At 98.7% G+C, this 237-nt stretch carries 1 protein-coding gene; it reads left to right on the top strand.

Translation table 11 applies throughout. From position 1 onward, the window contains the following. Positions 1-237: hypothetical protein (locus AC0L2H_RS32595; protein ID WP_473593691.1), on the top strand; the 237-nt coding region annotated here is incomplete at both ends.

The following is a 237-nucleotide window of genomic DNA, read 5'->3' on the forward strand; positions in this document are numbered from 1 at the left end:
GCCACGGAGGGGGGGGGGGGGGGGGGGCCGCGGCGGGGCGGGCCCGGCGGGGGGGGGGGGCCGGGGGGGGGGGGGGGGCCGCCGCCCGGGGGGGGGGGGGGGGGGGGGGGGGGCCCCGCCCCCCCCCCCCCCCCCCCGGGGGGGGGGGGGGGGGGGGGGGGTGGGGGGGGGGGGGCCCCCCCGGGGGGGGGGGGGGGCGGGGGGGGGGGGGGGCCCCGGGCGCCCCCCCCCGCGGGG

This window comes from Mesorhizobium sp. WSM4871, assembly GCF_055811295.1.